Raw genomic sequence first — 19,802 nt, 5'->3', positions numbered from 1 at the left:
CAGGCTAGCCCCGCGGCGGGCGGCCGGGCGTAGGGTGGACCGCGAGAACACACGGGAGCCCGGGCAGGCGGGCTGAGAGTGCGGACCCCTCCGCAGACCGTCGAACCTGATCCGGGTCATTCCGGCGAAGGAAGGTGATCTGGCTTGAGTGATACCCCAGCACGATTCGATCGTGCGCTCACCGTCGTCGGCGGTGGCGTCATTGGTCTGACCTGTGCGCTCGCTGCGGCCGATGCCGGTTGGCAGGTGCTCGTCGTCGACGCCGGTCACGACGAGCGTGCCTCGTGGGTTGCCGGCGGCATGCTCGGCTCGCTGGGCGAGGGCCATCCGGGGGAGGAGGCCGCACTCGCGCTGTCGGTCGAATCGGTGCGGCGCTGGCCGACTCTGGTGAAACGGCTCGACGACACCGCGATCGTGACGGCCACCGACTCCCTGTTCGTCGCCGGTTCGGCGGCCGACGCCGAGTATCTGCGCCACCTCGCAGATTTCGTCTGGGCCACCCAGCCGCGGACCGATGCCACCCTCAGCACGGTGACGGGTCGTGAGATCCGTTCGCTGGAGCCATCGCTGAGTTCGCGACTCGTCGGCGGGTACCGGGCGGTCGGGGAGTGGTCCATCGACAACCGGCGGCTGCTGGCGACCCTGCGCAGCGCCGGGGCCGCGGCCGGGGTGCGGTTCACGGATGCGCGAGTGGAAAGCCTTGCCGTCGCGCGTGAACTCGCCGGCCCCCGCGACCAGATCCTCCTCGCCGCCGGGCTCGGCACCGCGGCATTGCTCCCCGACGTACCGCTCCACGCGGCGAAGGGGGAGATCCTCCGACTGCGCCGGACCCGGTGGTCGGTCCCGACGCCCGGACACGTGGTCCGTGCCCGACTCCACGGCCGGGCTGTGTACCTGGTTCCGCGAGAGGACGGGATCGTAATCGGCGCAACACAATACGAGGCCGGGGACTTCGGAGACCGCAACCCGCAGGCGGGTGGCGTGGCCGATCTGCTCAACGACGCGATCGAGGTCATGCCCGGGCTGCGCACCTACGAACTGACCGAGGTGGGCGTCGGACTGCGTCCGTGCACCGCCGACGGCCTGCCGATCGTGGAGCGTATCGACGACCGGACGGTGGTCGCGACCGGCCACGGCCGCAACGGCATCGTCCTCGCACCGGGCACGGCGGACAAGGTGCTCGGGATTCTGGAAGGAGCGTCAGCGTGACCATCACCGTGAACGGAGAGGACCTCGATGTCGGCGACGACGAGTCGGTGAAGGATGTCGTGACCCGGCTCGGCCTGCCGGACCGCGGGATCGCGGTCGCCGTCGACGGCACGGTCGTACCGCGCGGACGCTGGTCGGCACACACGATGACCTCGGGAGCGGTCGTGGAGATCGTCACGGCGGTGCAAGGTGGCTGAGTCCGGCGTCATCGACGGCGCACACGTTGCCGAGGCCGACCCGCTCCGGATCGCCGGCCGCGAGTTCTCCTCCCGCCTCATCACCGGAACCGGTGGCGCGACGAATCTCGCGTCCCTCGAGCGTGCGCTCATCGCCTCGGGCACCGAACTCACGACCGTGGCCGTGCGTCGCGTCGACGCCGCGTCGGGCACGGGTGTCTTCGACCTGCTGCGCCGCCTCGACATCGCGGTCCTCCCCAACACCGCCGGATGCCACACCACCGCCGAGGCGGTGCTCACCGCACAGCTGGCCCGCGAGGCGTTCGAGACGAACTGGGTCAAGCTCGAGGTGGTGGCCGACGAACGCACTCTGATGCCGGATGCCGTCGAACTCGTCGACGCCGCCGCCGCATTGGTGGCCGACGGATTCGTGGTGCTCGCCTACACCAACGACGACCCGGTCCTCGCCGCGCGACTCGCCGACCTCGGTGTCGCCGCGGTGATGCCGCTCGGCTCGCCGATCGGGACCGGACTCGGAATCCTCAACCCGCACAACATCGAGATGATCGTCGACCACTGCTCCACGGCCTTCGACGATCCGCTCCCGGTGATCCTCGACGCGGGTATCGGTACCGCCAGCGACGCGGCGCGCGCTCTGGAACTCGGTTGCGACGGAGTGCTTCTCGCGACCGCGGTCACGCGCGCGGAGAATCCCGAGCGAATGGCGTCGGCGATGCGGTACGCGGTGATCGCCGGACGACTCGCCGCGCGGGCGGGTCGAATCCCCAAGCGGTTCTGGGCGCAGGCGTCGTCGCCGACGCCGGATCGCGCCTGAGTCGACATACCGTCTCAACGACAAGCCCGGCGGGCCACCGAACGACGGCTATGGTCGAGTCGTGTTGCGGGTAACGAATCTGACGAAGGATTTCGGGAGTCAGCGCGCCGTCGACGACCTCACCTTCGAGGTGGGGCCGGGGCGGGTCACCGGCTTCCTGGGGCCCAACGGTGCCGGCAAATCGACGACGATGCGCATGATGCTCGGACTCGACCGCCCGACGTCGGGGACCGCGACGATCAACGGCGTGCCCTACCGCGATCTCGACCATCCGTTGCGCCAGGTCGGCGCACTGCTCGACGCACACTGGGTGCATCCCAATCGGAGTGCGCGTTCGCATCTGCGTTGGCTCGCGGCGAGCAACCGGATTCCCAGGTCTCGGGTGGACGAGGTACTCGAGATCGTCGGGCTGGAATCGGTGGCCCGGAAGCACGCCGGCGGGTTCTCGCTGGGTATGTCGCAGCGGCTGGGGCTCGCGGGTGCGCTGCTCGGCGATCCGCACACCCTGTTGTTCGACGAGCCGGTCAACGGCCTGGATCCCGAGGGGATCGTGTGGATTCGGGGTTTCATGCGGCAGTTGGCCGCCGAGGGCCGCACCGTACTCGTCTCCAGTCATCTGCTGACCGAGATGTCCCTCACCGCAGACCATCTCGTGGTCATCGGCCGGGGACGTCTGATCGCGGACTGCTCGGTCGGCGAGTTCACCGGCCGGGCCCGGCAGTCGGTGCGGGTCCGCGGACCCGAACTCGAGAAACTGCACTCCGCACTGGAAGCGGCCGGCCTCGCACCGGCGCCCGGTGCACCCGATGCCGCGGGACGGCCGGTGATGCGGGTACCCGACACGACGACCGACCGCGTCGGGGACATCGCCGCCGCGGCCGGCGTGACGCTGCACGAGCTTGCCGCCGAATCGGCCTCGCTGGAAGAGGTGTTCATGTCGATGACCGCACACGTCGTCGACTATCACGGGGGCGACGGCTTCCGGTCCGTCGAACCCGAACCGGGAGTTCAGGGCGGTCAGGGCACCGCGGGAGGGAGTCGACGATGATCGGCCAGGCTCTCGCGGCGGTCGACGCCGAACGGATCAAGCTGTCCAGCACCCGGGCCCCGTACTGGTGCCTCGCGATGGTCGTCGTGTTCGGTCTCGGTGTCGCGGTACTCCTCGGCTGGCTGTTGTCCGGCGGGTACGCCGACACTGCGTCGGTCGACACCCGGACGATCGACTACCTGGTCGGGGTCAACCAGTTCGGGGTCGCGGTCTTCGCGATCATGGCCGTTCTCGGCGTCACCACCGAGTATCGGTTCGGCACCATCCGGCCGACTTTCGCCGCGGTTCCCCGGCGGCCGCTCGTGATCCTCGCGAAGACCGTCGTGTTCGGCGGGCTCACCTTCGTGGCGGCCGCGATCGTGGGCCTGCTCGGGGTCGTCTTGGGGCAGGCGCTCACCGGTAACGGCATCGCGCTCGGTGGCCCGAACACGGTACGGCAACTGTGGGGTACTCCGGTTTTCGCGATGCTGTGCGCCCTGATCGGGTTGTCGGTGGGTGCTCTCGTTCGACATTCCGCCGGAGCGGTGGCGATCGTGCTGGGATGGATGTTCGCGTTCGAACGCATCCTCTCGGTGCTCCCGCGTATCGGGGAGAACATCACGCCGTTCCTGCCGTTCCTCAACGGGTGGAACTTCTTGTCCGGCGGTGACAGCACTTTTCACTGGAACGCGTACGGCTCGTTGGCGTACTTCGCGGTGTTCACCGTAATCCTCTTGGCCATCGCCATTTTCGTCACCAGTGCCCGGGATGCGTAGTCAGCGGGTCTCAGCGTGACCCCCGGTCCCGCACGGGGCGTCGGGAAGAGGAGATCGCGCATCGGCGAAGGTGTTGCTCAAGGACGGTGATCGCGATCCAGACACGCGATCACCTCGTCGTCCTCTACCTGACTGAAATCGTCGTAGGAGAGTCCGACGGCCTCGAAGGGTTCGGGCGTCGTCAGCACGACGACCTCGTCGACGCCGCGATCGATGAGCCGGCCCACCGAATCCGATGGTGCCGTGGGCACGGCCACGATCAACCGTGCCGCACCAGCCGCATCCATCGCGTCGACGGCCACCGCCATCGTCGAGCCGGTGGCGAGGCCGTCGTCGACCAGCACCACGACGCGGTCCTCGACCTCGACCGGCGGACGTCCGCCGCGGTAGAGCTCCTCACGATCGTGCAGGATGCGACGTTCCCGGTCGGCGACGGCGTCGAACTCGGCGCGCGAGACACCCAATCGGCGGGGTATGTCGTCGTTGACCACGAGATGACCGGCGGTGAGTGCGCCCATCGCGAACTCCTCGTGTCCCGGTGCACCGATCTTGCGCACGACGAGGGCGTCGAGATCGCCGTTCGTCGCATCGGCCACCCCTCGTGCCACGGGCACGCCGCCGCGGGCAAGTCCGATGACCACCGGTCTCGCCGAACGCGTATCGTCCCGGGCCTGCAGGACCTCGGCCACCCGCGTGCCGAGGGCACGTCCCGCCGCGACCCGATCGGGGAAGACGCGGCCGGACATGTCAGGTCCTCAGATGCGTACCGCGGGACCGACCGCGAGCTTGAAGCTCGGCAGGTCGGCGAGCCCGATGGTGGCCTCGTAGGTGCGGTCGTAGCCGGTGGAACTGATGCGCCAGCCGTCCTCGGTCCGGCGATAGGTGTCCTCGTAGAAGGCGGCCCCGATCAGCATGAACGAGAACTCGGTGACGATCACTCGGTCCTGCAGATACCAACGGCCGCTGGCGGTGTCACCGGAGACCTCGATCTCGGGGTGGTTCACGCGGTGCTCGGTGATGACCGCGGGGCCGACGTTGGCCTCCATATATCCGACGAGCTCGTCGCGGTTGCCGAAAGACAGGCTCGCGCCGTAGTTTCCGGTCACATCCTCGGTGAGTGTCGACGCGAATGCCGTCCAGTCCTTGGTGTCGAGTGCTCTCAGGTAGCGGTACTTGAGGTTCTCGATCTCGCGCACGTCATCGCTGTGATCGCTCACTTGTGCCTCGTTCCGGGCAGGACGCCGGCATCGAGCACGGCCTTGACGATCGGACGGGTTCGTCCGAGCAACTCGGAGCTGCCCGCCCACAACGACTCACCCGCGGCGTCGGTGGTGGCCTCGATGTCGTCGTAGACCGCGGCGCCCTGCGCCGTGAGTCGATGGCCGTCGTCGGACCGTTCGGCCAGGCCCGCCTCCACCAGCCGGTCGATGCTGTCCTCCCAGTCCTGTTCGGCGTAGCCGCGGGTGAGGAGCACGACGCGCTTGCCCATCACCCGGCGCCTCACCGACGGATCGGGCAGCTGCGCCTCGTGGAAGACCGCGGCGTCGAAGCCGTTGAGGCCGTGGAGGACGAGGGCGGCGATGTGGTTGTCGCCCCGCCACTCCCGCAGTACGGCGATCGCCTGCCACAACCTCAGACGCGGTGTGTCCGGGATCGGCGCCGACGCCCACGCCGCGGCGAGGGGGCGGCCGCCGAGCGGTAGGTTCGCGGCGAGGCGGGCGTACTCGGCGGCGAGTTCGTCGAGAAGGGCGTCATCAGCGGAGTCGCCGAGGATCTGCCGCAAGGAATCGTCGAGCATCGCGTGGCGGCGTTCGTGGACACGGTCGAGGCCGACGTCGACCGCAGCCTGCCACGACTTGGCGACCAGGTCGGGGTTGAAGTTGTAGAACGCGGCGGAGACGACCGGGGCGGCGCAGGGGCCGAGGGGAGCTCCGCGTGCGCCCACATAGAAGGCGTGGCCGTCGAGACCGGTGTCCTCTTGTGCGGAGCGGAGTCCCGGGTTGAAGTACGCGAGTATGTGGAAGGGTTCGAGGGTTTCGTAGGCGAGGCGGGAGAGCGACTCCGTCGCTGTGGGCGTCATCACCCCACCTTCTCCACCGGCGGTACGGGTGTCAACCACCTTAGCGGAGATGGACGCTCGCGGTCAGTTGCGCCGCGAGTCGCGGCTACCGACGGATCGATCGTCCGGAGCGGAGCCGTCCGGACGCGGCCCGGCGTCGTCGGTGCGCGCGCCGGGATCATCCGGGTCGCTGCGGAACTCCGCCTCGAAGACCTCCGCCTCGAACGAATCCGCCTCGAACGAATCCGGGTCGAACTCGTCGGGGGCGTAGTTCTCGGCACCGACCTCTTCGGACTCGGAGCCCTCCGGTTCCTCGCGTCCGCGACGCCAGCCGCCTTTCATCGGCGGTGCCTCGCCGAGATGGTCGGGGTCGACCGAGCCGTACCAGGCCACCAACACGGCGCCGATGACGGCACCGACGAACCCGAGGATCGCGAGCCAGCCGAGTCCGGGCTTGGCCGAGTCCTCGAGGAACACGACGCCGACCAGGCTGGGCCCGGCGGTCTCACCGACCACCAGCACGGCAGTCACGCCGTTGACGGCGCCGAGCTGGAGGGCGACGGTCTGGATGTAGAAACCGACCGCGCCGGCCGCGGCGATGGTCCACGCCGCCGGGTCGGTCAGGAGGGCGACCGGATCGAAGGGATCGACGCCGTCGAGGATGCGGACCGCGATGGCGATGATGCCGAACAACAGGCCTGCGGCGGCACCACCGACGATGGCGCCGGCGGCCGAACCGAGGTTGTAGACGGCGACGAGCGCGAAGGCGCACAACGCGAGGGTCGCCAGGAAGAGGCCCCAGTGGAAACCGACCTCTTCGCCGCCGCCGGTGTGATGCGACGACGAGACACCGAGCAGGCACAGCGACATCACGACGAGCCAGATGGCGACCCATTCGCGGGTGTGCAGGGCGATGTTGAGGATGATCGTGCCGAGGAGCGCGGTGACGACGAGGTTCGCCGACACGATGGTCTGCGACAGGAAGAGCGGGAGGAACCGCGCGGCGAGCGCTCCGCCGGCGAAACCGAAGACGACCATCGTGGTGCCGAGAATGAAGGCGGGATCGACGAAGGTCGACATCGTCGAGGAGATGGTGGGTGCACCGGTCTCGGTCGTGATGCCCTTGCCCTCTTCGGCGGCGGCCGCGGCCACACGACGCGCGCCGAGCGCACGGAGAACTGTCGACATGCCGTATGCGACAGCAGCCAGGCATGCGGCGATGACGCCGACCACGAACAGTTGCATGCCTCCTCCAACTCGGTCCGGCCCCCCAGGTCTCGGGGTCGTCCGGTCCGTCGCCCGATCCGTCTGCCTGCCACCACAGGCTCAACCGGCACAGAGTGCGGTCCTGCGGAAACTAACAGGACGAACCGACAGATCGGTACCGAATATTCCCGCAGGGTCCGATTCCATTGAACAGGCGTGGAGCCGATGCCGCGCGCCAGGGTCCCGACCACCCCCTAGACTCTCTCGGGTGGACAGCGCTGGACGAGCTCATGTTTTGATCACCTTCGGTAGGTCGTTCCTCTCGCTGGAACTCGCACGACTCATGGCCGCGGGTGGTCATCGCGTGACGACCGTCGACTCGATACCCGTCGCCATCAGCAGATTCTCCAACGCGGTGGGCGAATTCCACCGTGTCCCACCGCCGAAGTTCGAGCCGCTCGAGTACTGCCGTGCCCTCGCGCGGATCGTCGAGGAGAACGACGTGGACATGGTGATCCCGGTGCACGAGGAAACCGACATCATCGCGATGCTGGCCGAACTGTTCCCGCCGACGTGCCGGCTCTTCCTCTCCGATTTCGACATCGAGAACCGGCTGCACCACAAATACGAATTCCAGGAACTGCTCGTCGAACTCGGAATCCCCACGCGCAAGTTCGCGCGGGTCGCCGGGCCCGAGGATGCGGGTTCGCTCGACTTCGGCAAGCCCTTCGCGCTCAAGCGGTGTTATTCGCGCGGTTCGCAGAAGGTGCACAAGGTGCAGCCGGGGGACCCGCTCACGTGGCTCGAGCACGACGAGCAGAACCCGTGGGTCGCGCAGGAATGGGTGTCGGGCGACAAGTACTGCACCTACTCGGTGTGCCACGAGGGCCGGATCTATGCGCACGCCACCTATCCGGTCGACTACGCCATCGACGGCAGCTCATGCCTGAACTTCCGGTCCGTCGACCATCCGCGGATCCAGGCGTGGGTCGCCGACATCGTCGAGCGCGTCAACTTCACCGGGCAGATCGGCTTCGACTTCATCGAGGACGGACCGGACGACGATCTGTTCTGCATCGAGTGCAATCCGCGTGCGACGAGTGGCATCATGATGTTCTCCCCGGAGGACGGCGTCGACCGAGCCTTCCTCGGTACCTCCGACCCCGACTCCGAGATCATCACGCCCGCACCGGGTGTCGACAAGATGATCGGTCTCGGCATGATGCTCTACGGCTGGCGTGCGGCCTCTCGCAACGGCCGGACGCTCCGGCAGTTCGCTCGCGACTTCCGCGGCGCGTCGGACGTGATCACCCGGTCCGGCGACCAGAAGCCTGCGGTCCTGCTCCCGCTCGCCTACGCGGGCATCCTCCGCAGCTGTGTGAAGTACCGGGTCGGGCTCGCCGAGGGTTTCATGCACGACCACGAGTGGGACGGTCTGCGGATCAGCCTCTGAGTTCGTTGCTCGGCACCGTTCTCACCCGGTGTCCCCCAGATGTGCGACAGGATCCCCTGCCCCGCCGGCGTAGACTCGACACCTAGCACCACCTGCGGCGATGGGTCACGTGAGCGGGTTCGGTGTGGGGGAAACGTGCTCGAGGGGGCTCGCTATGTACACATCCAAGATCACTCGTCGTCTGACAGTCGGGATCACCACGGTGGCCGCGGCATGCGCACTCGGACTTGCCGGTGCGCCCACCGCCGCCGCGGCGCCGGTCGAGGCGCAACCCGTCGTGGGATCCGTGGCGCTCTGCTTCGGGGTCCCGCTGGGCTCGTTGTCGTTCAGCATCTGCATCTGACGGCACGACGATCGTCCCGGGGTCGCTTGCCCCCGGGGCGTGACAATTCCGTGCCGCTGACGCGCGGAAGTCCTGCTCGGGCACTGAATCCGCACGTACGATTCACCGATGACGTCGACGACGCCCGAGGTGGAAACGGGTACCGCACCGCCACGCGCGCGTGCGATCCTCGTCGCCCTGATTCTCGTTGCAGGCGTGGCGAACATCAACCTCGCGGTGGCCAACGTCGCCCTGCCCGACATCGGCAAGGACCTCGACGCCAGTTCGACGCAGCTCAATCTCATCGCTGTCGGGTACTCGCTGGGGCTCGCCGCGTCGGTGTTGTACTTCGGTGCGCTCGGAGATCGCCACGGCCGCAAGCGAATGCTCGTGTTCGGCATGGCGCTGTCGATCCCGGCGTCGCTGGTGGCCGGTTTTGCGCCGAACGTCGAGGTCTTGTTCAGTGCCCGACTCGTCGGCGGTATCGCGGCCGGTCTGGCCTTCCCGACGACCCTCGCGGTGATCACCGCACTCTGGTCGGGGGCCAAGCGCACCCGGGCGATCGCCGCCTGGTCGGCGTTCGGTGGAGCGATCTCCGCTCTCGGCCCGGTGATGTCGGGTGGGCTCCTGGAGGTGTTCGACTGGCATTCGGTGTTCTTGGTGACCCTGCCGCTGGCAGTGCTCGCGCTGGCGGCGGCATGGTGGCTGGTGCCCACCGACACCGGTGACGAGGCCGCGGTCGTCGACAACCTCGGCGGCATCGTCTCGATCGTCATGGTCGGTTCGCTCGTCCTCGCGATCAACTTCGCGCCCAACGGCGATCAGCGACTGCAGGTCTACATCCTCGCCACCATCGCTGTCGTCGCCGGCGCCGGATTCGTGTGGCGGCAACTCCGCGTCCGTGTTCCGCTCTTCGACCTCCGCATCGCGTCCCGTCGGACCTTCTGGGTCGCGGCGCTCGGCGGACTCATCGTCTTCGGCACGCTCATGGGCGCGATGTTCATCGGCCAGCAGTACATGCAAAACGTGCTCGGCTATTCGACCCTCGCCGCGGGCGCGACGATCCTGCCCGCCGCCGGCGCGATGGTCGTCGTCGCACCGCGGTCGGCCAAACTCGTGCAGAGCATGGGGTCTCGGTCCACCCTGCTGTCCGGTTACGCCTTCATCGTTCTCGGGCTGGTGTTCGCGATGCTCACCTGGGATGAGCACGCCCACTTCTGGCACGTCGGGCTCGTCTATGTCCTCGTCGGCATCGGCGTGGGCCTGGCCGGCACCCCGGCGTCGCAGTCACTCACCGGATCGGTGCCGGTCCAGCGCGCGGGCATGGCATCGAGCATGTCGGACCTGCAACGCGACCTCGGGGGAGCCATCCTGCAGTCGACGCTCGGTGCCATCCTCACGGCCGGGTACGCCAACCAGCTGCGGGAGACGATCGCGAACTCCCCGCAGGCGAATCAGGTCACCGAACAGACCGAGGCGGCGCTGACCAAGTCCTTCTCCAGCGCCGAGGTACTCGCCGAGCGCTATCCGCAGTACGCCGATCAGATCATGGGCGCCGCCCGGGACGCCTTCGTGCACGGGGACAACCGTGCCTACGGTGCCGCCGCGGCGATCGTGCTGGTGGGTGCCGCCATCGTGTTCGTCTACTACCCGGATCACGACGGCGAGCGCGCGGCCATGGCCGAGTACGCGAAGCAGCGCAGGCTCTGAGGTCGCTCTCGCCCCGCGCGGGAAAACGAATGGAAAGTGAGCACGCACGTGTTCTCATTGTGTCATGGGGCGGATACCGACTGATCTGGTCAACGCCGACCTGGCCGTACAGCGATACGGTGAGGCCGGACGAGTCTGGCTCGCCCAGATGTGGCTCGCCGATCCCCTCGCCGACGCAGTGGCGGCCGACTCGCATCCGGGCGGGTCGACGACCACCGTGCTCCGGAGAGCGCTCGCCCACGGGATCGGATCGCTTGACGAGTCCACCGAGTCGATGCGGGACCTGTTCGCTCTTCTCGACGACGAGCCGGACTGGGTCGACCACGATCGGATGGCCCGGGCCGCGGACGCGCTCATCGTCAACACCGCGCCGCTCGGCATCGTGCTGGGCGCGGCCTCGCTGGTGCGCGGCGCGGGCAACACGATCGCCGCCAAACCGCTTGCGATCACCGGACGCTATGTGTCACACCCGGCGATGCGGTCGGTGGAGGTGGGGGAGTGGCTGAGTCAGGTCATCACCCCGGGCGGGATGCGCCGCGACGGAAACGGTTTCGCCTACACCGTGCGCGTCCGCATGATCCACGCGCACGTACGGCAGATGCTGTGGGAGCGCGGGGACTGGGACGAAAATGCTTGGGGCGTACCGATTCCGCAGCCGTACATGGCGTTCACGATCGCCGAGTTCGGCCACATCGCGATCGACGCGATGCACACCCTCGGGGTCCGGTTCACCGACCGTGAGCTCGAGGACATCTACCACCTCTGGCGTTACGTCGGCCATGTCGTCGGGATGAGCCCCGAACTCGATCCGGCGTGCGAGGCCGATCATGTCCGCATCGAAGAGCTGTACCGCCTGACGTCACCGGGACCCGGGCCCGACGATCACGACTTCGTGGTCGCTCTCACCGAGGACTATCTCGTCCCGGAGCTCGCCAATGCACTGCCCGGACCGCGTGTCCTGCGAGACCGCTTGGCCACCAACCTCATGTACGGGTTGCAGCGGGTGTTCATCGGCGATCACGACGCCGATGCCCTGGGTATACCGGACGGGAGGATCAAGCACGTCCTCGGTCGGGTCGGCCCGGCTCTCGCGCTGGCCGGCTCGGCGCAGCGTCTGGGCGGTCCACGGCGCGCTCGTGCTCGGATCGAGAAGGCCTACCGCGTGCGCGATGCCGAGATGGCCCGGATGCGCGACGACTACGGGGTCACCCATGGTCTGGTCGATGCGGCCGCGAACTCCGCATCGTCGGGCCAGCCGCCGGTCGACGGTCCGACTGCTCAGCCGCCGAATGCGCCTGCAGCGGTGACGTCCTCGGTCAGGCAGTAGCCGATCGAGGCGGGCTGCGTGAAGGTCCACTTCGTCTGGTCGTCCGGGCAGCTGATCGATCCGTCACCCCGGCTGACCGTCTTGGCGATGACCGTGCTCTCCACCGGGGAGGCGCTGCATTCGACCTCGCGGTAGTCTGCGAGCTTTCCGCCGTTGAGTGGGATCTGGTAGCAGGTGTCGGTCGCGAAGTTCGGTGTCATGCAGAGCTTCTGGTCGCCGCCGGAGAAGGTGAGGGTCGACGTGAAGTCGGCGGTGCATTCCGAGTCGGACCCCACCTTGTCGGCCGCGAAGAAGGTGAGGCCCTCGGTGCCCTCGCAGTCCTCCTTGGTGGCCTTGACCTTTCCCTCGCCGGCCTCCTCGCCGATCTGCAGGCACTCGCCGACGTCGATGTCGGAGGCCTCCTCGACGGTCTGGGGTGCCGATGCTGAAGCTGCAGGCCGCGAGGGCGCTGAAGCCTAGACAGGCGACGATGACGGTGGCGCGTCGGCCGATCTGCCACAGCGGTCGGCGGGGGCCGGGAACGGGGCCGATCTGCGCGTGGTTCATCTGCGCGGTCTCGGGGTGATCGGTGCCGGGCTGGGTGTTCTGCGGGCGGGACATGCGGTTTCCTCTCCTGGGCGGTCGACGTCCGGGGTGCCGGAGGCGGTTCGACCGCGGGGGTTTCTGTGACAGGAGAAAGAATCGCCCGGTCCGCTTGTGGGGAACTTGGGGTCGACTTGTCCGGGTCTTGGACCGTCTCGGGTCGCCTTGGACGGAGCTACACCGGGCAGAGGTCTCCGGCAGGGTGTCAGCGTTCTTCGAGCGACGCGTCGAGTGCCTGGAGCTGTTCCGGCCGGACGTCGCGGAGCACGGCCATGGTGGCGGTGATGGCGAGGTCGCAGGCCTCGTCGATGCCGGCGCCGTCGACGATGAGCGCACGATGCGCGACGTCGAGGCTCATGCCGAGCAGCAGCGACGCGAGGGTGTCCGCGCTGGCGGCGATCCCGGCGCCGCTGTCGGCGTAGTTCTTGCGCAGCCGTGCGGCGATCCTCGGTTCGAGAGCGGCGTACAGGCGCCGATTGCCGTGGCCCTCGCTGTGTCCCATGAGGACCCGCAGGCCCGCAGGATGGTTCCGGGCGTAGTCGAAGAGGCACTGTACCGAGTACCGCGCCCGCGCCCCGTAGGGCATGTCCTCGCTCTCGTCATAGACGCGGAACATGAACGAGGTGAACGTGTCGAGTTCGCGGTTGATCACGCGGGCGACGAGATCATCGCGGGACCCGAAGTGTGCGTAGAGCGTCACCCGGGTGGTGCCACCGCGTTCGGCGATCGCGGTCATCGTCGCGCGGTCGGCACCCACCTCGGCGATCACCTCGCAGGCGGCATCGAGCAGTTGCTCGTCGGTCGGGCGATTCCTGGTGCTGCGGGCCGGGCGTTCGTGCCCGGCCCGTCCCTCGGGGGACCGCTCGGTCCCCGGTGCAGATCGATCGTCGGTGTGCGGATCGTCGGCGGTGGCCACATCGTCCCCGGGTTCGTCGTGGTCGCGTTCGTCGTGACCGGTCTCAGGAGGCCTGCTCGGAGATGGTGCGGCCGAAGTACGCGGCCTCCACCAGGTCTCGTCGGCTGCGCAGATCGGCGGCGCTCGCCGACAGGGCCACCCGGCCGTGATGGAGGATGATCGCCGAGTCCGCGATCCCGAGGGCGAGGTCGATGTCTTGCTCGACGAGGACCACCGCCATCCGGTGCTCGTCGGCGAACGAGCGTAGTCGCGGGAGCAGATCCTGCACGGCGACCGGAGACAGTCCGAGACTCATCTCGTCGATGAGCAGAACGCGCGGGCGCGCGAGGAGTGCCTTGGCCAGGGCGAGCATCTGCTGCTCGCCGCCGGACAGGTTGCCGCACTGCCGCGAGCGCATGGTCTTCAGTTTCGGGAAGTACCCGAAGACCGTGTCGAGTTCGGTTCCGTTCTTGTGCTTGGCAAGTCGCAGGTTGTCCGAGACCGACAGCTTGTGGAAGAGGCCGCGGGTGTCGGGGACCAGGGTCACGCCGCGGCGGGCGTTGCGTTCGATGTGATGGTCGATCGGCTCCCCGAGCGCGGTGACGGTGCCCGATATCAGCGGTAGGGCGCCGACGGTGGCGAGCAGCGTGGTCGTCTTGCCTGCTCCGTTGGGGCCGAGCAGCGCCAGGATCTCTCCGGCGCGCACCGAGGCACTCAGGCCGCGTACGGCGGGCACCCCGCCGTAGCCGACGGTGATGTCGTCGAGTTCGAGGACAGGGGACGCCGAGGAGGCGTCGATCGTCGTGCTCATCGGTTCTCCTCAGGTGTGGTCGGTCCGGTTCCGGTTGCGAGATCCGGTGATTCGCCGGATGACTCGGTTGTGTCGCGCTCGGCGACCGCATCCGGGTCCACCTCCGGGCTGCCCAGGTACGCGGAGATCACCGCCGGGTCGTCCTGGATGGCGGCGGGTGTGCCGCTGGCGATGACCTTCCCGAAGTCGAGCACGTAAAGGCGGTCGCAGACGTCGAGGACCAGCGACATGTCGTGGTCGATGAGAAGTATGCCGATGCCGGTGGCGGCGATGCGCCGCAGTTCGGCACCGAAGTCGCGGCTCTCATGGGTGTCGAGGCCGGCCGCGGGCTCGTCGAGCAGGACGAGTCGGGTCCCGCCGACCAGGGCCCGGGCCACCCCCACCAGCTTCTGTTGTCCCAGGGTGAGTTCGCCGGGAAGCTGATCGGCGGCGTCGCGCAGACCGACGAGATCGAGTGCGTGGTCGATGGTCTCGGCGGGCGGCCGCGAGCCGTTGATCACGTCCGACAACATCGCGCGCAGGCCGACGGGCTGGACGGCGACGGCTAGGTTCTGGGAGACGCTGAGGTCGGTGAACAGCTCGCCGGCCTGCCAGGTGCGTGCCATTCCCGCCCGCCGCCGACGGTGCGGCGAGGCCTTCTCGAGGCGCTCACCGGCCAGCGAGACGGTGCCGGTGGCCTTGGTGAAGCCGGTGACGGCGTCGACGAAAGTGGTCTTGCCCGCACCGTTGGGGCCGATCAGGCCGACGATCTCTTCGGCGCCGACCGTGATGTCGACGTCGGAGTTGGCGCTGACACCGCCGTAGCGGACGGAGAGCCCACCGGTGTGGAGCAGGGTGGTCCGTTCCGGGACCGTCGCCTCAGACACGTGTACCTGCCTCTGCACTCTGCGCCGCAGTACCGGGCGCCTCGGGTTTCGGCTCCGGTTCTCGGCGGTGCCGAAGGGCCCGGATGCGGTCACCGAGTTCCGACGGCGCGCCGGCCACGCCGACGGGGTTCATCACCGCCATCAACAGGAGGCTTCCCGCGGCGATGAGTTCGTAGTACTCGCCGAAACTCAGTGTCTGGGTGAGGAACACATAACCGACCCCGAGCGGTCCGATGATGCCTGCGATGACGGCGCCGGCAAACGAGGTGATGCCGCCGACATAGTGTCCTGAGTCATTAATTTCCGTTCGGTTGTTAGGCTAGGGAATGGCAACCCGGGGTCCGCGAGCAGTGGATATTGTTCTGACTGATGACGAGCGCCGTGAGCTCGAAGGGTGGGCGCGTCGGCGAACGACGGCCTCGGGTTTGGCGATGCGCTCACGAATCGTTCTCGCCGCCGCTGATGGCGGTTCGAATACTGAAGTGGCACAACGACTCGGCCTCAACCGAGGTACCGTGCGGCGCTGGCGAGGCCGGTTCGTCGAGCACCGCTGCGAGGGGTTGCTCGACGAACCCCGGCCTGGGCGACCTCGCACCGTCGACGACGAGCAGATCAAAAACTTGATCACCGCGACTCTCGAGACCACTCCGACGAATGCGACACACTGGTCGACGCGGGCGATGGCCGAGCATCTCGACATGTCACAGTCAACCGTGTCGCGTGTATGGAGAGCGTTCGGATTGGCTCCACACAAACAGGATTCGTGGAAGCTGTCGAAAGATCCCATGTTCACCGAGAAGGTCCGCGACGTCGTCGGGCTCTACATGAACCCACCCGAACGTGCCCTGGTGCTCTGCGTTGACGAGAAGACCCAGATCCAAGCGCTCGATCGCACCCAGCCGATCTTTCCCATGCTCCCGGGCACCCCGCAACGGGCCAGCCACGACTACGTGCGCAACGGCACCTCCAGCCTGTACGCGGCGTTGGACATCGCGTCGGGCAAAGTCATCGGTTCGCTTCACTCACGGCATCGCGCAACGGAATTCATCGGATTCCTCCGCAAGATCGACGCCGAGGTACCCGACGAGCTCGACGTCCACCTGGTCATGGACAATGCCTCCACCCACAAGACACCCGCGGTCAAGCGATGGCTGACCGCGCACCCGCGGTTTGTTGTCCACTTCACTCCCACCAGCTCATCCTGGATGAACCTCGTCGAACGCTGGTTCGCCGAACTGACCACCAAGAAACTCCAACGCTCCACCCATCGCACCGTACGAGCACTCAATGCCGACATCAGAGCGTGGATCGAGACCTGGAACGACAACCCCCGCCCCTACGTGTGGGTCAAGACCGCTGACCAGATCCTCGACTCCATCGCCCACTACTGCACACGAATTAATGACTCAGGACAATAGGTCATCGCCAGCAGGGTCAGGCCGATCATGACGGTGAACGAGCCGGCCGAGAGCTGGCCGCGGCTGTAGCCGATGAGGCACCCCCGATGCCGGCGAGGAAGGCCGAGAGGGCGAAACCGAGGAGTTTGGTTGCGGCGACGTTGATCCCGACCGATGCGGCGGCGCGCTCGTTGGAACGGACCGCGAGGAAGGCGCGGCCGGTCGAGCCGCCCATGAACCGCAGGACCACGAGGGTGGCGATCGCGACGACGACGAGGACCATCAGTGCGAACCGCAGGGTGACGAGGTTGGTGCCGTCGCGCACACCGAGATCTATGCCGAAGAGCGTCGGGTCGGCGATCATGTTGCCCTCGTATGCGGTGATGGCCGGATTGTTGAACACGAAGCTCTGGATCGCCAGTGCCGCAGCCAGGGTCACCACGGCGAGCTGTGCGCCGCGGATACGGAGCGCCGGGACGCCGACCAGCACTCCGAGCCCCGTCGCGATCAGCGCGGCGAACAGCATGCTGAACGGGAACGGCACATTCCAGTTGGTGGTCAGTTTTGACAGCGCGAAACCGGCAGCACCGGCAAAAGCCATGGACGCCAGCGAGATCTGGCCGAGGTAACCGGTCAGCAGGACCAGCGAGAGCGCGATGAGCGAGAGGATCACCGAGGTGACCACGCCGAAGCGCCAGGTGCCGGAGGTGAGCAGGATGGCGATCACAACGGCCGCGATGATCGCCACCGTGGGGACGACCCGGATGCGGGGTATGCGCACAGCCGGCATGCGAACCTCGCCGAGCGATCCGCGCGACGGGATACGTCCGCCGAGAAGGAAGAGCGCGACCACCACGATGAGGAAGGGCACGGCGTCGCCGAACCCGGCCTGCGCCCACTCCGGCCACCAGGTCCTGGTGGCGAGCCACGAGATGACCGACTGGAAGGCGCCGAGCACAAGTCCCGCCGCGCGGGCGATCCCGAAGGAGGTGAGCCGGCCGACGAGGGCGACCGCCAGCGCCGGGATGACGAAGAAGGTGTAGCTGGTGACGGTCAGGCCGATGGTGAACGAGGCCAGCACGACGATGAGACCGGTGGCTGCGCCGGTGATGGCCCACACGATGGCGGCGAGGCGGTCGGGGGAGTAGCCGGACAGACGGGCGGCCAGTTCGTCCTCGGAGCCGGCGCGCGTCGCGACACCGAGTGTGGTGAGACGGAAGTAGGCCCACAGCAACAGGGACACCGCGATGGCGACACCGGCGAGGACCAGGTCGGAGACGTTGACGACGGCACCGGCGATGTCCACGGTGTCCTCGGGCAGGATCGACTGCGCAAAGAGGTTTTCCGTGTCGAAGCGCAGCTGGACGAGAGCCTGCAGGAACAGCATGAGGCCGACGGATGCGACAACCTGTGCCAGCACGGGGGCGTGTCGTAGGGGGCGGAAGACGAGGACGTGGGCGAGCAGCGCCCAGATCACCGCACTGACGACGCCGAGGACCAGTGCGAGTTCCATCGACGTGGGGTTGTCCTCGCTGCCGAGACTCAGCGTGCCGATGGGCAGGACGAGGCTGCCGTCGGTGCGCAACGCGGCGACGAGATAGACCGAGTAGAGACCGATCGCGCCCTGGGGGAAGTTGATGATGCCGGTGGCGGCGTAGATGCCGACCAAGGACGAGGCGAGGACCGAGTAGATGGCACCCGCGGCTAGCCCGAGGAAGGCGAACTGGAGGAACTGGCCCATGTGGCAACTCATTTGTTCGGCGCGTGCGCAGGACACGCGGACGGATTGCGCGGACGGGTGGGTGGTGGGACGGGCCCCGGAGTGGGGCCCGTCCCTACCGTGTCGTGCTCGCTTACGCGGCGCCCGGGATGAGGGCGAGCGCGGCCGGGAGCGGGGTGATGAATCCGCCGATCGCGGGTTCTGTCTTCTTGTCGGCGACGACGTTGAACAGCAGCATCTCGGTGGTGCAGTTCGGGCTCGTCGGCTTACCGCAGTTGAGCTTCGGTCCGATGAAGGACTGGTAGTCCTTGACCGCCTTCAGAGCGCCGAGGATGCTCGGTCCGGTGTAGTCGCTGAGCTCGGCGTTGCCGACGGTCGTCGCGAAGTCGGCGAGGATGGAGAAGGTGCCGTAGGCGTAGAAACCGGCGGTGCCGCTCTGGTCGTCGATGAACTTCTGTGCGGTCTCCAGGTTGCCTTTGACCTCAGCCGGGGTGGAGTCGAGTGCGGGCGGCTGCCAGAACGGCGAGTAGGTCTGGGCGCCGACGGCCTGCTGGCCGAGGGTGTCGATGAAGTCGGTGCAGGCGGCCATGAAGATGGTGCCCTCGAACTTCACCGAGCGCAGCGACTGGGCGAGCTTGGTGCAGACATTGTCGTTGGGTGCGGTCATGAGGCCGGCCGCCGACGGATTGCCCTCGGCGAGCTGGCTGGCCAGTTGGGTGAAGTTGGGTCCGGCCGGTGGGTAGTAGACCGACTTGACCTCGATGCCGAGCTGCGCGCCGAGCGGCTTCATGAGGCCGTCGAAGACCTGATGTGCCTGCGGCAGGTCGGCGTTCGCGAGTGTGAGCGAGGTCTTGCCGTCGGCCTTCAGCTGCTGCATGAAGCCGACGAGGAACGCGGCGGGCGGCGGGCCGAAGTACACGCGATTGTCCGCCGATGCGCCGGTGATGGTGCTGAACGGGATCTGGCCGACCAGTGGGATCTTCGCCGCGGTCAGGATCGGTACGGCGGCAGCGGATTCGGCGTTGAACCCGTCGATCGCGGCGACCACGCCGGCTTCGACGAACTGATTGGCACACGACACCGTCGACTCGGGTGCGGTCTGATCGATGCCGCAGTCGACGATCTCGATGGGGCGGCCGTTGATGCCGCCGATCTGGTTGTTGATGTAGTCCAGGGCGGCCTGCTTGCCGGTGGTGACACCGGGCTGGGTCGCCGGTCCCTTGGAGGGGTTGAACAATCCGACCTTGATGGCTTCGCCGGAGGCCTTGGTGCCGCTGGAATCCGCGGCGGAGCCGTCCGATCCGCCGTCGTCGCTGCTCTATGACACGACGGAGAAGATGCATGCCGCGGCCACGGCGACCGCCGCCAGCCGTCCGGCTCCTCGAGAGTTCGACAAACGCATGTTCCGACTGCCTTTCGGCGATGGTCTCC

General features: G+C 67.7%; 17 protein-coding genes, 4 pseudogenes and 1 riboswitch. Of the genes and pseudogenes, 10 read left to right on the top strand and 11 right to left on the bottom strand.

The genetic code is table 11. The features are described 5' to 3' along the window. Positions 1–41: 41 nt before the first annotated feature. Positions 42–151: riboswitch (TPP riboswitch) on the top strand. From thiO to RVF83_RS03945, 5 genes are all read left to right on the top strand, one after another. Further along, positions 145–1,209: a glycine oxidase ThiO gene (gene thiO / locus RVF83_RS03965; protein ID WP_005194770.1), complete on the top strand. Its 1,065-nt coding sequence runs from the start codon at positions 145–147 to the stop codon at positions 1,207–1,209. It overlaps the preceding riboswitch by 7 nt. Continuing rightward, on the top strand, positions 1,206–1,406 hold the full coding sequence (thiS, locus tag RVF83_RS03960; RefSeq protein ID WP_005194772.1) for a sulfur carrier protein ThiS: 201 nt from the start codon (positions 1,206–1,208) through the stop codon (positions 1,404–1,406). Before thiO ends, thiS begins: the two co-directional genes overlap by 4 nt. Further along, complete coding sequence (locus RVF83_RS03955; protein ID WP_005194774.1) at positions 1,399–2,220, top strand: thiazole synthase; 822 nt, start codon at positions 1,399–1,401, stop codon at positions 2,218–2,220. Before thiS ends, RVF83_RS03955 begins: the two co-directional genes overlap by 8 nt. Before the next feature lie 61 nt (positions 2,221–2,281). Next, entirely contained in the window at positions 2,282–3,268 is a 987-nt protein-coding gene (locus tag RVF83_RS03950; protein ID WP_005194776.1) for an ABC transporter ATP-binding protein, read from the top strand. Beyond that, positions 3,265–4,023, top strand: coding sequence for an ABC transporter permease (locus RVF83_RS03945; RefSeq protein WP_005194778.1), 759 nt, complete (start codon positions 3,265–3,267; stop codon positions 4,021–4,023). Before RVF83_RS03950 ends, RVF83_RS03945 begins: the two co-directional genes overlap by 4 nt. Before the next feature lie 77 nt (positions 4,024–4,100). On the opposite strand, the gene RVF83_RS03940 is transcribed toward RVF83_RS03945, so the two are convergent. The 4 genes from RVF83_RS03940 to RVF83_RS03925 all read right to left on the bottom strand — a co-directional run bounded on the left by RVF83_RS03940 (position 4,101) and on the right by RVF83_RS03925 (position 7,327). Beyond that, a complete protein-coding gene (locus RVF83_RS03940) occupies positions 4,101–4,769 on the bottom strand; it encodes a phosphoribosyltransferase (RefSeq protein WP_005194779.1) in 669 nt (222 codons plus the stop codon). A 9-nt stretch (positions 4,770–4,778) separates the two neighbouring features. Then, a complete protein-coding gene (locus tag RVF83_RS03935) occupies positions 4,779–5,240 on the bottom strand; it encodes a nuclear transport factor 2 family protein (protein WP_005194781.1) in 462 nt (153 codons plus the stop codon). After that, the gene (locus tag RVF83_RS03930; RefSeq protein ID WP_005194782.1) at positions 5,237–6,103 is read right to left on the bottom strand and encodes an SCO6745 family protein; all 867 of its coding nucleotides are present in this window, start codon (positions 6,101–6,103) and stop codon (positions 5,237–5,239) included. Before RVF83_RS03930 ends, RVF83_RS03935 begins: the two co-directional genes overlap by 4 nt. Positions 6,104–6,166: 63 nt before the next feature. After that, positions 6,167–7,327 (bottom strand): DMT family transporter, encoded by a 1,161-nt coding sequence (locus tag RVF83_RS03925; protein WP_005194784.1) that lies wholly within the window; start codon positions 7,325–7,327, stop codon positions 6,167–6,169. Between the two features lie 229 nt (positions 7,328–7,556). On the opposite strand from RVF83_RS03925, the gene RVF83_RS03920 reads away from it, so the two are divergent. From RVF83_RS03920 to RVF83_RS03905, 4 genes are all read left to right on the top strand, one after another. Further along, positions 7,557–8,741 (top strand): ATP-grasp domain-containing protein, encoded by a 1,185-nt coding sequence (locus RVF83_RS03920; RefSeq protein WP_039879896.1) that lies wholly within the window; start codon positions 7,557–7,559, stop codon positions 8,739–8,741. Between the two features lie 154 nt (positions 8,742–8,895). Further along, a complete protein-coding gene (locus tag RVF83_RS03915; RefSeq protein ID WP_005194786.1) occupies positions 8,896–9,084 on the top strand; it encodes a hypothetical protein in 189 nt (62 codons plus the stop codon). A gap of 108 nt (positions 9,085–9,192) precedes the next feature. Next, positions 9,193–10,773, top strand: a complete 1,581-nt coding sequence (locus RVF83_RS03910) for an MFS transporter (RefSeq protein ID WP_005194787.1) — start codon at positions 9,193–9,195, stop codon at positions 10,771–10,773. Positions 10,774–10,837: 64 nt separating this feature from the next. Next, the gene (locus tag RVF83_RS03905; RefSeq protein WP_005194788.1) at positions 10,838–12,100 is read left to right on the top strand and encodes an oxygenase MpaB family protein; all 1,263 of its coding nucleotides are present in this window, start codon (positions 10,838–10,840) and stop codon (positions 12,098–12,100) included. On the opposite strand, the pseudogene RVF83_RS03900 reads toward RVF83_RS03905, so the two are convergent. From RVF83_RS03900 to RVF83_RS03880, 5 genes and pseudogenes are all read right to left on the bottom strand, one after another. Then, a pseudogene (locus RVF83_RS03900) lies at positions 12,052–12,700 on the bottom strand (pyridine nucleotide-disulfide oxidoreductase). The gene RVF83_RS03905 and the pseudogene RVF83_RS03900 sit on opposite strands and share 49 nt — an antisense overlap. A gap of 187 nt (positions 12,701–12,887) precedes the next feature. Continuing rightward, positions 12,888–13,598 carry a TetR/AcrR family transcriptional regulator gene (locus tag RVF83_RS03895; protein WP_005194790.1) on the bottom strand — a complete coding sequence of 237 codons (711 nt, stop codon included), beginning with the start codon at positions 13,596–13,598 and terminating at the stop codon, positions 12,888–12,890. Positions 13,599–13,641: 43 nt separating this feature from the next. Then, positions 13,642–14,388 carry an ABC transporter ATP-binding protein gene (locus RVF83_RS03890; protein ID WP_005194791.1) on the bottom strand — a complete coding sequence of 249 codons (747 nt, stop codon included), beginning with the start codon at positions 14,386–14,388 and terminating at the stop codon, positions 13,642–13,644. After that, the gene (locus tag RVF83_RS03885) at positions 14,385–15,254 is read right to left on the bottom strand and encodes an ABC transporter ATP-binding protein (protein ID WP_005194793.1); all 870 of its coding nucleotides are present in this window, start codon (positions 15,252–15,254) and stop codon (positions 14,385–14,387) included. Before RVF83_RS03885 ends, RVF83_RS03890 begins: the two co-directional genes overlap by 4 nt. Next, a pseudogene (locus RVF83_RS03880) lies at positions 15,247–15,537 on the bottom strand (ABC transporter permease); the annotation flags it as partial. The pseudogene RVF83_RS03880 and the gene RVF83_RS03885, both read right to left, overlap by 8 nt. A 43-nt stretch (positions 15,538–15,580) precedes the next feature. On the opposite strand from RVF83_RS03880, the gene RVF83_RS03875 reads away from it, so the two are divergent. Next, entirely contained in the window at positions 15,581–16,672 is a 1,092-nt protein-coding gene (locus RVF83_RS03875; protein ID WP_341262000.1) for an IS630 family transposase, read from the top strand. Here RVF83_RS03875 and RVF83_RS03870 read toward each other — a convergent pair. Together RVF83_RS03870 and RVF83_RS03865 are read right to left on the bottom strand one after the other, a co-directional pair. Continuing rightward, positions 16,669–18,392 (bottom strand): annotated as a pseudogene (locus RVF83_RS03870) (ABC transporter permease); the annotation flags it as partial. The gene RVF83_RS03875 and the pseudogene RVF83_RS03870 overlap by 4 nt on opposite strands. 112 nt (positions 18,393–18,504) lie before the next feature. Then, a pseudogene (locus RVF83_RS03865) lies at positions 18,505–19,773 on the bottom strand (ABC transporter substrate-binding protein). Positions 19,774–19,802 lie beyond the last annotated feature (29 nt).

Source organism: Gordonia rubripertincta, assembly GCF_038024875.1.
Classification (GTDB): domain Bacteria; phylum Actinomycetota; class Actinomycetes; order Mycobacteriales; family Mycobacteriaceae; genus Gordonia; species Gordonia rubripertincta.
Note: the sequence above shows the minus strand (reverse complement) of the source record. Positions and strands in the feature narration are given on the sequence as shown.

Excerpts from the sequence above, each read along its gene's own strand:
- RVF83_RS03930 (WP_005194782.1), bottom strand. The coding sequence starts at position 6,103 with ATGACGCCCACAGCGACGGAGTCGCTCTCCCGCCTCGCCTACGAAACC.
- RVF83_RS03910 (WP_005194787.1), top strand. The coding sequence starts at position 9,193 with ATGACGTCGACGACGCCCGAGGTGGAAACGGGTACCGCACCGCCACGC.
- RVF83_RS03945 (WP_005194778.1), top strand. The coding sequence starts at position 3,265 with ATGATCGGCCAGGCTCTCGCGGCGGTCGACGCCGAACGGATCAAGCTG.
- RVF83_RS03925 (WP_005194784.1), bottom strand. The coding sequence starts at position 7,327 with ATGCAACTGTTCGTGGTCGGCGTCATCGCCGCATGCCTGGCTGCTGTC.
- RVF83_RS03875 (WP_341262000.1), top strand. The coding sequence starts at position 15,581 with ATGGCAACCCGGGGTCCGCGAGCAGTGGATATTGTTCTGACTGATGAC.
- RVF83_RS03940 (WP_005194779.1), bottom strand. The coding sequence starts at position 4,769 with ATGTCCGGCCGCGTCTTCCCCGATCGGGTCGCGGCGGGACGTGCCCTC.
- RVF83_RS03890 (WP_005194791.1), bottom strand. The coding sequence starts at position 14,388 with ATGAGCACGACGATCGACGCCTCCTCGGCGTCCCCTGTCCTCGAACTC.
- RVF83_RS03905 (WP_005194788.1), top strand. The coding sequence starts at position 10,838 with ATGGGGCGGATACCGACTGATCTGGTCAACGCCGACCTGGCCGTACAG.
- RVF83_RS03915 (WP_005194786.1), top strand. The coding sequence starts at position 8,896 with ATGTACACATCCAAGATCACTCGTCGTCTGACAGTCGGGATCACCACG.